This is a genomic window from Hymenobacter sp. IS2118, assembly GCF_000715495.1.
In the GTDB taxonomy this organism is placed as follows: domain Bacteria; phylum Bacteroidota; class Bacteroidia; order Cytophagales; family Hymenobacteraceae; genus Hymenobacter.
The window spans coordinates 123,148-134,057 of record NZ_JNLX01000149.1 but is presented as its reverse complement, the minus strand read 5'-3'; the positions used below and the strand labels follow the sequence as shown (position 1 = coordinate 134,057).

Below are 10,910 nucleotides of genomic sequence, written 5' to 3'. Positions count from 1 at the left end.
TTTCATCCCACTCATGTCCCAGCACAAGGAAGTCAAGCTCGTTACCACCCACCAGATGCTCGCCATGAAGGAGCGGGGGGAAAAAATATCCATGCTCACGGCCTACGACTTTTCGATGGCTAAAATTTTGGACGGCGCCGGCATCGACGTGCTGCTCGTCGGCGACTCGGCCTCCAACGTGATGGCCGGCCACGAAACCACCCTGCCCATCACCCTCGACCAGATTATTTACCACGCCCAGGGCGTGGTACGGGCCGTAAAGCGCGCCTTCGTAGTCGTGGATATGCCTTTTGGCTCATACCAGGGCAACTCGTCGGTGGCCTTGCAGTCGGCCATCCGCATCATGAAGGAAAGCGGCGGGCACGGCGTCAAGCTCGAAGGCGGCGCCGAAGTGAAGGACAGCATTATCCGCATTCTCACGGCCGGTATTCCGGTGATGGGCCACCTGGGCCTCACGCCCCAAAGCATTTATAAATTCGGCACATACAGCGTGCGCGCCAAGGAAGAAGCCGAGGCCCAAAAGCTGCTCGAAGATGCCCGTCTGCTCCAGGACATCGGCTGCTTCGGCCTGGTGCTAGAGAAAATTCCGGCCTCCCTGGCCAAGCGCGTGGCCGAGGAGCTCACTATTCCCGTCATCGGCATCGGTGCCGGGCCCGACGTGGACGGGCAGGTGCTGGTAGTGCACGACCTGCTGGGCATCACCAAAGGCTTCGAGCCCCGGTTCCTACGCCGCTACGCCGAGCTGCACGACATCATGACCGAAGCCGTGCAACACTACGTAGCCGACGTGAAAAGCCGCGAATTCCCCAGCAAGGAAGAGGGCTACTAGGCGCTTAGCCCTTTGCTTTTAACTCACCCACAAGCGGCTTAACTGAACCCATTGCCTGTTTAGTTTGGAACGGGCAACCTAGCTAACGGCGCTCAGTCGAACACATTAAAGCGGGCCAGTCTGGCAGCAATTCCCTTGCTGCCGGACTGGCCCGCTTTAATTTTTCAGTCCCGCATCAAATGCAATTTCTTTGATTAGCTTTGCAATTCAAAGTACTTCTTAATGCAAGAAATATGGATACCTCGCCCTCCCTCCTGGACCGACTCAACAATTGGATGAGTAGCTCGGTCACCCTCAAGCTGCTCAGCATCGGGATATTGCTGCTGTTGCTGCTCATCCCGTCGAGCATGGTGGAGGACCTGATTACGGAGCGGGCCGGCAACCGCGACGCCGCAACGGCCGAAATCAGCAGCCAGTGGGGCGGGCCGCAACTGGTGCTAGGGCCCGTGTTGGTGCTGCCCTACACGGCGCGCGTCACCGACGAGAAAGGCAACGCAAGCGAAACCACCCGCTACCTCAGCCTGCTGCCCGATACCTTGGCCACCACCGGCACCCTGGAACCGGAGCGGCGCCGGCGCGGCATCTACGAGGCGGTGGTGTACCGGGCCGGTTTGCGCGTGGAGGGCGCATTCCAGGCGCCGCCCCTGGCCGAGCTGGGCGTATCGGCGGCAGCCGTGCGCTGGTCCGAAGCCTTTGTAGCAGTAGGCATATCCGATATGAAAGGCATCCGCAAAGGCCTAGCCCTGCGCTGGGATGGCCAGGCCCGCGGGTTCGAGCCGGGCGTGCCCGTGGCCGAAGTATTGCCCTATGGCACCGCGCCCACCAGCACCACCCAGGTTAGCGCGGTAGCCATCGAGCAGCGCCGCTACTCCCGGTACGACCGCGAAACGGGCACCGAAAACAGGCCCGGCCAATCGGCCAACGGCCTGAACGCCGCCGTTCCCATCGCCGACGAGGCCGCCCTCACGCGCCGCCACACCTTCGCTTTCGACCTGGACCTGAACGGCAGCACCGGCCTGCTGGTGGCCCCCCTCGGCCGCCAGACCACCCTGCACTTGAGCGCCCCCTGGGCCGACCCAAGCTTTATCGGCGCCTTTCTGCCCACCCGGCGCACCGTCGGCACCGAGCGGTTCACGGCCGACTGGCAAGTGCTGCACCTCAACCGCAACTTCGCCCAGCACTGGCGCAGCGACGGCGACCGGCCCGCGGTGGACGAGTCTACGTTTGGCGTGCGCCTGCTGGTGCCCGTGAACGAGTACCAGAAAACAATGCGCGCCGCCAAATACGCCCTGCTGCCGCTCACGCTCACCTTCCTCATTTTCTTCTTCGTCGAAATTCTCAACCGGCGCCGCTTCCACCCTTTCCAATACATTTTGGTGGGGCTGGCCCTGGTCATTTTCTACGTGCTGCTGCTGGCCCTGTCCGAGCAAATGCCCTTCAATGCCGCCTATGGGTTGTCGGCGCTGGTCATTGTGGGGCTGGTCACGGCCTATGCTGCCGCCAGTTTCCGCCACCGCCGCCTGACCCTGGTCACGGCTGGGGTGCTGACTTTGGTCTACAGTTTCCTTTTCGTGGTGTTGCAGCTGCAGGATTATGCCTTGCTGGTGGGCAGCCTGGGCTTGGTGGTGGTGCTGGGGGCGGTGATGTTCCTCTCGCGCAACGTGGATTGGTACAACCCCGTGGCCAGCCCCGTCAAGGCCCCGGTCTAGCCCCAGCCCGGTTGGGTTTCGCTTCCGTTCAGCTTCGTATCTTCGTGCCACTAAAAAGCAAGAGCGGAGCGCCCGGTGTGTGGTCTGATGACGTGCGGTAGCCCCCTGGTGGGCCCTGGTCCCCCTCCTGCCGAAAACTTCCTATCCCGCCCGCCACCGCCGCGTGAATCGTCCCAACATCTGGTCCGAAGGCAGAGAAATTCTGTTTGAAGACAACCATCTTCTCGTCATTAATAAGCCCGCCGGCCTGCTCGTGCAGGGCGACGCCACCGGCGACGAGCCCCTTTCCAAAAAAGCCGCCGAGTACCTGCGCTTCAAGTATAAAAAGCCCGGTGAAGCTTTCGTGGGCGTGTGCCACCGCATCGACCGGCCCGTGAGCGGCATTGTGGTGCTGGCCAAAACCAGCAAAGCCCTGAGCCGCCTCAACGAGATGTTCCGCGACTCGCTGATGACCAAAACTTACTGGGCCCTCACCGGCAAGCCCCCTATTCCCGAAAACGGCACCCTGGTGCACTGGCTGGTGAAGGACACCGTGCGCAATGTGACCAAAGCCTACTCCGAGAAGCACTCGCAGGGCCTGCGCTCCGAGCTGCACTACGAGCTGCTGGGCCCGGCTGGCAACCGCTACTTGCTGCAGGTGAATCCCGTGACAGGCCGCCCGCACCAGATTCGGACCCAACTGGCCACCGGCCTGGGCACCCCCATCATAGGCGACGTGAAGTATGGCTTCATTGCGCCCCTGCCCGACGTGAGCATTGCCCTGCACGCCCGCCAGCTGCAGCTGCAGCACCCCGTGACGAAAGAGGCCATGACCTTTGTGGCCCCTCTGCCCGACGCCCCGCACTGGGACGCGGCGCGGGAGTACTACAAGTAATTGGCACGAAATCGGGCAAAGGCTGAGGTCGTACGGCTTTGGCCCTTGCCCGATTTCGTGCAACATTTTGGCCTTCCTGACCCAGAATATCCGCTGGGCGCACGCTGGCCGTAATTTTGCACCGGTTATCGTGAACCTTACTCCAGGCTCTTTGCTTGTACGGGCAGTTCCGTTTGCTATTCATTCCTATGGCTATTCTCATTTTCTTCGTTGCCCATTACTATCTCTCGTTGTTCACGCAGACATTTTACCTGCACCGCTACGCGGCGCACAAGATGTTTACGATGAATAAATTCTGGGAGAAGTTCTTCTTCGCCTTCACCTACATCTGCCAGGGCAGCAGCTTCCTCTCGCCGCGGGCCTACGCGCTGCTGCACCGCATGCACCACGCCTACTCCGATACCGCGCTGGACCCGCACTCGCCGCACTTTTCGAATAACGCGTTCGACATGATGTGGAAAACCAAGGTGATATACAACGACGTGGTGAACGACGTGCACGAAGGTGCCAAGCGCTTCGACGGCGACATTCCGGAGTGGAAGTGGCTCGATAAGTTTGGCGGCACGGTGTATTCGCGCCTGGGCTGGGGCACGGTTTACGTGCTGTTCTACATCAACTTCGCCACGGCGTGGTGGCAGTATCTGTTGCTGCCCATTCACTTCCTGATGGGACCCATCCACGGCGCCATTGTAAACTGGGGCGGCCACAAGTACGGCTATCAGAACTTCGACAACCGCGACAAATCTAAAAACACGCTTGCTTTGGACTTCCTGGCCTTTGGTGAATTGTTTCAGAATAACCACCACAAGCTGCCCATGCGCGTCAACTTCGGCGTGAAATGGTGGGAGTTCGACCCTACCTACGTGGCCATTTGGAGCCTCGACAAGGTCGGCGTTATTAAAATCAAGCGCAAAAACATGAACCTGAACGCCATATCCAAGCTGGCCAAGCCGAAGCCCAAGCGCGAAGCCATGGCGGCGTAGTTTCTAAAGTCTGTCATCTAGAGCACAGCGAACGACGACAACGACGAAAAGCGCTAACCTCTTGGTTAGCGCTTTTTTATTGCCCGAGTCTAGCTAATGCCCTGAACAAACGCTACCTTTGCACTCCCAATTTCGGGAAAATATAACCAGACGCACGAGCTGCGTCGCACCAAACCCATCGGTTTATGGCAGTTAAAATCCGCCTCGCCCGTCGTGGCCGCAAGAAGGCCGCAACTTACGACATCGTAGTAGCTGACGCTCGCGCCCCACGCGACGGCCGTTTCATTGAGAAGCTCGGCACCTACAACCCCCAAACCAACCCCGCCACCATCAACTACGACGCCGACCGCGCGTTTTACTGGATGATGACCGGTGCTCAGCCCACCGACACCGTTCGGGCCATGCTCAGCTACCGCGGCGTACTCTACCGTCGTCACCTGCAATTGGGTGTTGACAAAGGCGCCATCACGCAAGATGTAGCCGACGAGCGTTTCAGCGCTTGGAAAGAAGAAAAAGACGCCAAAATCGAAGGCAAGCGTACCGGCCTGGTTGACGCCAAAGCAACTGCCAAGCAGGCTGCTTTCGACGCCGAAACCAAGGTTAAGGAGGCTCGCTCGGAGTCGCAGCGTCAGAAAGCTGCCGCGCTGCTGGCTGCCAACACGCCCGCTCCCGCTGCCGAAGAAGCTGCTACCGAGGCTCCGGCCGAAGAGGCTGCTCCCGAAGCTGCCGAGTAGTTTTTAGGTTTCTAAACCGAAAGGGTTTGGGGGTTGTGAGCCGGACCGGCACGCAACCCCCAAACTTTTTTTCGTTATCCCCTTCCCTGCTTATGACTCTCGACGAAACCTATCAGCTCGGCTACATCATCAAGACCCATGGCCTGCGCGGCCACGTAGTGGCCCACTTCGATGTTGACGACCCCAAAGCCTACCTCAAGCTGAAAACGGTGCACCTCGCCCTGGCCGGTGCGCCCACCAAGCTGGTGGAGCACCAGGTAGAAAAAATACAGCCCCAAACCGGCTCTAAGGTCCTGCTAAAACTGCGCAGCATTGAGCGCATCGAAGAAGCCGAGCCCCTGCGCGGCGCCCAACTGCACCTACCACTGGCGCAGCTCCCCGAGCTGGCCGAAGACCAGTTCTACTTCCACGACGTCATCGGCTTTACCGTAGTTGACGAGAACCTGGGCCCGCTGGGCACCGTGGAGAATTTCTACGAGCTGCCGCAGCAGGACATGCTGGCCATGCGCTACCAAGACCAGGAAGTATTGATTCCGGTGGTAGACGAACTGGTGACCCACGCGAACCACGAGAAAAAGGAGATATACGTGAAGCTGCCCGATGGCTTGCTGGACGTGTACCTCAAGCCCAGCACCCGCCAGCAGGACGAAGCAGACGAATCATAAAAAAGCTGTACGCTGTCAGCTCCAAGCTGCAAGCCTTCCCTGAAAATGAGGCAAAGCTTGCAGCTTGGAGCTGACAGCTTATGGCTTGGAGCTTCAAGCTAAAAACATGCGTATCGACATCCTTACTTGCCTGCCGGAATTGCTGGTCAGCCCCTTTGCCCACTCCATTGTGAAGCGGGCGCAGGACAAAGACCTGGTTGAAATCCATGTGCACCAGCTTCGCGACAAGGCCATCAATAAGCACGGGCAGATTGACGACGCCGTGTTTGGCGGCGGAGCCGGCATGGTGTTGCGCGTGGAGCCCATTGCGGCCTGGATGGATGCGCTGCAGGCTGAACGGCCCTACGATGCCATCATCTACCTCACGCCCGATGGCCAGACCCTGCGCCAGCCGCTGGCCAACCGCCTGTCGCTGTTCCAGAACATCATCATGCTCTGCGGCCACTACAAAGGCATTGATGAGCGGATTCGCCAAACCTACATTACCCACGAAATCAGCGTGGGCGACTACGTGCTGAGTGGTGGTGAGCTGGGCGCGGCCATTCTGGTAGACGCCGTTGTGCGGCTGCTGCCGGGCGTGCTGGGCAACGAGGAGTCGGCCCTGTCAGATTCTTTTCAGGACGATTTGCTGGCGCCACCCGTATACACCCGCCCGGCGGAGTGGCGCGGACAAGCCGTGCCGGAGATTCTTTTATCGGGCAATACGCCCAAAATTGAGGAGTGGCGGCACGAGCAAGCCCTGGCCCGCACCCAGGCACGCCGTCCCGATTTGCTGTCGTAATCCCCGCTCTCGCTTGCGCGGCGGTGAATTACCAGCAAATCAAGGTGCAAGATGAAGCATGTTCTACAAACCGCTTGTTATCCTCAACCGAAAGCATTATCTTTGCGGTCCGTTTCCTAAAATACTATTTCCCGACGGCAGCGCCGTCTTTTGCAATTTCCCAGCCATGAGCGTACTACTTGACTTTATCCAGGCCGAATCGCAGGAGCGCCGCGCCAGCTTCCCCCTGTTCGCAGCGGGCGATACCGTGAACGTTCACGTGAAAATCCGTGAGGGCAACAAGGAGCGCATTCAGCAGTTCCAGGGCGTGGTACTGCAGCGCCGCAACCCAAGCTCCAACGGTGAGACGTTCACCGTGCGCAAGATTTCTAACCAAATCGGCACCGAGCGTATTTTCCCCCTGCTGTCGCCTAACATCGATAAAATCGAGGTTATCCGTCGCGGCAAAGTACGTCGTGCCCGTCTGTTCTACCTGCGTGGCCTGTCCGGCAAAGCTTCCCGTATCAAGGAGCGTCGCCTCAACCCCATCAAGGCGAAGGCTTAAGCCCTGCCGCAGCCATACGGCTGCTATAGCATCAAAAAAGCCGGCCCCACGCGTGGGGCCGGCTTTTTTGGGTTCGTGCAGGGGGCAGCAATCATTGATTTGCTGCCCCGCTACGCGTGGCTTAGCTATGCGAGGACAGGTCCTGGGGCAAGCTGCCGTCTACTTCTACTGAGCCGCCTTGCAGCTGCTGCGCTACGGCGCTGAGCACCTCGCCCAGCTTGGTTACGCGGGGAGCGGTGTTACCCTCGGCAAAGTTGGCTGCCTGGGTGGTGTTGGTGCCCAAACGAGCAATGAGGGGGGCAATAACGTTCACGTCGAGCGTGCCGCTGCCAAAGTGAGCCTTAAGAGCCTGCATATCGACCACCAGCTGGTGGAAAGCTGGGTTGTTGGCATCTTTCAGGTCCTCTATCCAGCGCTGGAACTGGTTGTCAAGCCCTGCGCGTTCGGATTCTTCGTTGAGGTCGCCAGAGAGAAATTTGATGGCGCTGTCGAGGTGCACTTGGTGCTGAACTTCTGTCTTTTCCATGGGTGGGGTATAGTAAGCAGCCGCTATTGTAGCGGACTACTTTCCCAACGTAGTTCGGCCCTGCGGGGTTGGCTCCGGGGGCCAAACAAAAAGCCCTGCCGGTGAAGACAGGGCTTTATTCAGAAGCTCAAATAGCGTAAACGACTACTCGATTTTGGTCATACGGTCTTTCACGGCCTCCAGAGCCAAACGCATGTTAACAATGTCGCCGCGGGCAGACTCCTGCTCTTTCAGGTTGGCGTCGATGAGGTTGTTGAACTGCTGAAGCTCGGCAGCGTTGGCAGCCAGCAGCTGCTGGATTTCAACTTTACGCGCCTTATTCTTTTCGATGTCTTTCTTCACGGCATTCGCCTTGTCAATCACGGCATTGTGATTGTTCTGCGAGGTTACCAGCGCGCGCTCGGCTTCAGCTATCTGCGAAACCAGGTCTTCGCGATACATCATGCGGGCGAAGTCTTTCAGGTACTTCTCGGCCGACTTCCACTGCACCGGGGTCTTGTCTTTGGCCAGATAGGCGTTGCCCAAGTCGATGCTCCACCACACGGTAGTGCCGGTAGGCGTAGCATCTACTTTACTGATAACGCGGATAGGAGTCGGGGCAATATCTTCGATGATGACGCCGTCCATCGTTAGCACGCCTTTCGTGTTTTTGAGCTTGCTGCCAAACTTTTCGCTGAGTTGCTTGAGCCAGGCAGCTTCGACGCGCTTGTTGTCCAACTGAACGCTAACACGCTGGCCTGTACGCGGCACATTGTTAATAGACATATCGTACTCGTCCACAACGGATTTCTGAGCATAGCCGCTCAGCGTAGCCAAGCATAGTGCGAACAAGATGAGTAGGCTTTTTTTCATGGAGATAATAACTTATGAGGGCTTTAAAACTGGGCGAGGAAAAAGACTTTTGGCAATGGTACCGTTGTCTGGCATTTCAAATTTAAGGTCTTTCTTCGATGCAAATTCTTTCCTGCCATAGTTTTTTGTCAATAAATCGTTTTTTGTTTATTTAATCCTACTGTTGTCCATTTAATTCATAATCTGTTCACGCATTTTCAACAACCATGCCATAGCTTGTAGCGCGGGTTGTAACAAAGCGCACCTAATGGGAGTTGTCAGCGCCTATGCAAGTCACTATTTGCCGGGCCGAGCACTTCAACGCCGCCCACCGTCTGCACAACGCCTCCTGGGATGCCGAACGCAACCAGCAGGTGTTTGGGAAATGCAACAATCCCAACTACCACGGCCACAATTACAACCTGATTGTGCGCCTGACGGGGGCCGTCGACCCCGAAACCGGCTACGTTTACGATACCAAGCGCCTGAGCAACCTCATCAAACGCGAGGTATTGGAGCGCTACGACCATAAAAACCTAAACTTAGATACGGAAGAATTCCGTACCTTAAATCCCACGGCCGAAAACATCGCCGTCGTAATTTGGCAGCGCCTGCGCCCGCATCTGGAAGCTGGCCTTGCGCTTTCGGTCACGCTCTACGAGACGGACCGCAACTTTGTAGAATACCATGGATAACCCTTCGGGACTGGCCCCGGCAACCGACGCGCATCTGCCTACGGGCCTGCGCACCCCTCTGCGCGACGACGCGTTTGACCACGACGACGAAGCGAAGATTACGGCCATTAGCGGCCATTTTGAGGCTATCATGCGCGAACTGGGCCTCGACCTGACCGACGACAGCCTGGCGGGCACGCCCCGCCGGGTGGCCAAAATGTACGTGCAGGAGTGGTTTAAAGGGCTAGACCCGAAAAACCGCCCAGAAGTGCGCATGTTCGATAATCGCTACGACTACCACCAGCTGCTGGTGGAGCGCGATATCACGCTCTTTTCCTGCTGCGAGCACCACTTCGTGCCCATCATCGGCAAGGCTCATGTGGCCTATCTGCCCGGCGCTAATGTGGTGGGCCTCAGCAAGCTCAACCGCGTGGTGCAGTACTACGCCCGCCGCCCACAGGTACAGGAGCGCCTCACCCGGCAGATTGCCGAGGAGCTGAAGCAGAGCTTGGGCACCGACGACGTGGCCGTGCTCATCGAAGCCGACCACCTGTGCGTGATGAGCCGTGGCGTGAATGATACCAGCAGCTCGACCCTGACCAGCGAATACAGCGGCCGGTTTGCGACGGACGAAGCGCTGCGCGGGGAGTTTCTGCGTCAGATTGGCAAGTAGGCCGCTACGTGGCGCAATGAACTTTTGAAATGGCCCGGCCCGCCGCGCGCTCTACCTTTACAGGCTTTTGTTCGCAACCCCAACCATGACCGAGAATTCTCCCCGTAAAGTCCTCATTACCGGCGGCACCGGCCTCGTGGGCACACGCCTCTCCGAAATACTGATTGACAGCGGCTACGAAGTGGCCATTCTCACCCGTCATCCCACAAAAAGCAGCCACTACCGCAGCTTCCGCTGGGATACGCAGCGCGGGACCATCGATGAGGCGGCCATTCCATATGCCGACTACATCGTGAACCTGGCCGGTGCCAGCGTTTCGGACGGAAAATGGACGGACGAGCGTAAGCGCGACATCATGACCAGCCGGCTGGGGGGCCTGGCCCTGCTCCACCGCGAGCTTTCCAAGCCGAAGCACCACGTCAAAGCCTTTATTTCGGCTTCGGCCATTGGCGTATATGGCGACGCAGCCGACACCGTACTGACCGAAGACTCGCCGCCGGGCCTGCCCACACAGGATTTCCTGGCCGACGTGGCTAACCAGTGGGAGTTGGCGGCCGAACCGGTAGCAGCGCTGGGCATTCGTACGGTTGTCCCACGCATTGGCATCGTGCTGAGCACCGAAGGCGGCGCCCTGCCCCAAATGGCGCGTCCTATGAAGCTGGGCGCCGGCGCCGCGCTGGGCAGCGGCAAGCAATACATGTCCTGGATTCACCTCGACGACCTGTGCCGCCTCATCATGGCGATGATGGACGACGACGCCTGGCGCGGCACCTACAACGCCGTGGCGCCCGCGCCGGTCACCAACGCCCGGTTCACAGAAGTGCTGGCTGAGGTACTGCACCGCCCGCTAATTCTACCCAAGGTGCCCGCTTTCGGCCTTAAACTGGCCTTGGGTGAAATGAGTGACATCGTGCTAGCCTCCCAGCGCGTGAGCGCCCAAAAAGTACTGGCGCAGGGTTTTGAATACGAATTTCCGGAGCTGCGTGGGGCACTCGAAGCGCTGTACGCGGGCGAGTAGGCAAGCTGGTTGTCAGTTGCTCGTTGTCCATTGTTAGTCAGTAGATGGACTCAGTACTAACAACCAGCG

At 58.7% G+C, this 10,910-nt stretch carries 13 protein-coding genes; 11 read left to right on the top strand and 2 right to left on the bottom strand.

Features of this window, described 5'->3' with window-relative positions; all coding sequences use genetic code 11:
• Nucleotides 1-13: 13 nt before the first annotated feature.
• The 8 genes from panB to rplS all read left to right on the top strand — a co-directional run bounded on the left by panB (nucleotide 14) and on the right by rplS (nucleotide 7,119).
• Nucleotides 14-829, top strand: a complete 816-nt coding sequence (panB, locus tag GM79_RS15385) for a 3-methyl-2-oxobutanoate hydroxymethyltransferase (RefSeq protein ID WP_035565477.1) — start codon at nucleotides 14-16, stop codon at nucleotides 827-829.
• Nucleotides 830-1,062: 233 nt separating this feature from the next.
• A complete protein-coding gene (gene creD, locus GM79_RS15380; protein WP_035565474.1) occupies nucleotides 1,063-2,538 on the top strand; it encodes a cell envelope integrity protein CreD in 1,476 nt (491 codons plus the stop codon).
• A gap of 163 nt (nucleotides 2,539-2,701) precedes the next feature.
• Entirely contained in the window at nucleotides 2,702-3,412 is a 711-nt protein-coding gene (locus GM79_RS15375; RefSeq protein WP_051718942.1) for an RluA family pseudouridine synthase, read from the top strand.
• Nucleotides 3,413-3,600: 188 nt separating this feature from the next.
• Nucleotides 3,601-4,395: an acyl-CoA desaturase gene (locus GM79_RS15370; RefSeq protein WP_051718948.1), complete on the top strand. Its 795-nt coding sequence runs from the start codon at nucleotides 3,601-3,603 to the stop codon at nucleotides 4,393-4,395.
• A 185-nt stretch (nucleotides 4,396-4,580) separates the two neighbouring features.
• A complete protein-coding gene (locus GM79_RS15365) occupies nucleotides 4,581-5,129 on the top strand; it encodes a 30S ribosomal protein S16 (RefSeq protein WP_035565472.1) in 549 nt (182 codons plus the stop codon).
• Nucleotides 5,130-5,221: 92 nt separating this feature from the next.
• Nucleotides 5,222-5,794 (top strand): ribosome maturation factor RimM, encoded by a 573-nt coding sequence (gene rimM / locus GM79_RS15360; protein ID WP_035565471.1) that lies wholly within the window; start codon nucleotides 5,222-5,224, stop codon nucleotides 5,792-5,794.
• A 106-nt stretch (nucleotides 5,795-5,900) separates the two neighbouring features.
• The gene (gene trmD, locus GM79_RS15355; protein WP_035565562.1) at nucleotides 5,901-6,575 is read left to right on the top strand and encodes a tRNA (guanosine(37)-N1)-methyltransferase TrmD; all 675 of its coding nucleotides are present in this window, start codon (nucleotides 5,901-5,903) and stop codon (nucleotides 6,573-6,575) included.
• A gap of 166 nt (nucleotides 6,576-6,741) precedes the next feature.
• A complete protein-coding gene (rplS, locus tag GM79_RS15350; RefSeq protein ID WP_035565469.1) occupies nucleotides 6,742-7,119 on the top strand; it encodes a 50S ribosomal protein L19 in 378 nt (125 codons plus the stop codon).
• A 121-nt stretch (nucleotides 7,120-7,240) separates the two neighbouring features.
• On the opposite strand, the gene GM79_RS15345 is transcribed toward rplS, so the two are convergent.
• Nucleotides 7,241-7,645, bottom strand: coding sequence for a hypothetical protein (locus GM79_RS15345; RefSeq protein ID WP_035565466.1), 405 nt, complete (start codon nucleotides 7,643-7,645; stop codon nucleotides 7,241-7,243).
• 144 nt (nucleotides 7,646-7,789) lie between these two features.
• A complete protein-coding gene (locus GM79_RS15340; RefSeq protein WP_035565464.1) occupies nucleotides 7,790-8,497 on the bottom strand; it encodes a hypothetical protein in 708 nt (235 codons plus the stop codon).
• 266 nt (nucleotides 8,498-8,763) lie between these two features.
• On the opposite strand from GM79_RS15340, the gene GM79_RS15335 reads away from it, so the two are divergent.
• The 3 genes from GM79_RS15335 (at nucleotide 8,764) to GM79_RS15325 (ending at nucleotide 10,841) form a co-directional block, all read left to right on the top strand.
• The gene (locus GM79_RS15335) at nucleotides 8,764-9,171 is read left to right on the top strand and encodes a 6-pyruvoyl trahydropterin synthase family protein (protein ID WP_035565462.1); all 408 of its coding nucleotides are present in this window, start codon (nucleotides 8,764-8,766) and stop codon (nucleotides 9,169-9,171) included.
• The gene (folE, locus tag GM79_RS15330) at nucleotides 9,164-9,823 is read left to right on the top strand and encodes a GTP cyclohydrolase I FolE (protein WP_035565460.1); all 660 of its coding nucleotides are present in this window, start codon (nucleotides 9,164-9,166) and stop codon (nucleotides 9,821-9,823) included. Before GM79_RS15335 ends, folE begins: the two co-directional genes overlap by 8 nt.
• An 85-nt stretch (nucleotides 9,824-9,908) precedes the next feature.
• The gene (locus tag GM79_RS15325; RefSeq protein ID WP_035565458.1) at nucleotides 9,909-10,841 is read left to right on the top strand and encodes a TIGR01777 family oxidoreductase; all 933 of its coding nucleotides are present in this window, start codon (nucleotides 9,909-9,911) and stop codon (nucleotides 10,839-10,841) included.
• The last annotated feature ends 69 nt before the right edge of the window (nucleotides 10,842-10,910 follow it).

Bases quoted from the DNA above. Each gene is read 5' to 3' on its own strand.
- panB (WP_035565477.1), top strand. From the start codon at position 14: ATGTCCCAGCACAAGGAAGTCAAGCTCGTTACCACCCACCAGATGCTC.
- creD (WP_035565474.1), top strand. From the start codon at position 1,063: ATGGATACCTCGCCCTCCCTCCTGGACCGACTCAACAATTGGATGAGT.
- GM79_RS15370 (WP_051718948.1), top strand. From the start codon at position 3,601: ATGGCTATTCTCATTTTCTTCGTTGCCCATTACTATCTCTCGTTGTTC.
- GM79_RS15365 (WP_035565472.1), top strand. From the start codon at position 4,581: ATGGCAGTTAAAATCCGCCTCGCCCGTCGTGGCCGCAAGAAGGCCGCA.
- rimM (WP_035565471.1), top strand. From the start codon at position 5,222: ATGACTCTCGACGAAACCTATCAGCTCGGCTACATCATCAAGACCCAT.
- trmD (WP_035565562.1), top strand. From the start codon at position 5,901: ATGCGTATCGACATCCTTACTTGCCTGCCGGAATTGCTGGTCAGCCCC.
- rplS (WP_035565469.1), top strand. From the start codon at position 6,742: ATGAGCGTACTACTTGACTTTATCCAGGCCGAATCGCAGGAGCGCCGC.
- GM79_RS15345 (WP_035565466.1), bottom strand. From the start codon at position 7,645: ATGGAAAAGACAGAAGTTCAGCACCAAGTGCACCTCGACAGCGCCATC.
- GM79_RS15340 (WP_035565464.1), bottom strand. From the start codon at position 8,497: ATGAAAAAAAGCCTACTCATCTTGTTCGCACTATGCTTGGCTACGCTG.
- GM79_RS15335 (WP_035565462.1), top strand. From the start codon at position 8,764: ATGCAAGTCACTATTTGCCGGGCCGAGCACTTCAACGCCGCCCACCGT.
- folE (WP_035565460.1), top strand. From the start codon at position 9,164: ATGGATAACCCTTCGGGACTGGCCCCGGCAACCGACGCGCATCTGCCT.
- GM79_RS15325 (WP_035565458.1), top strand. From the start codon at position 9,909: ATGACCGAGAATTCTCCCCGTAAAGTCCTCATTACCGGCGGCACCGGC.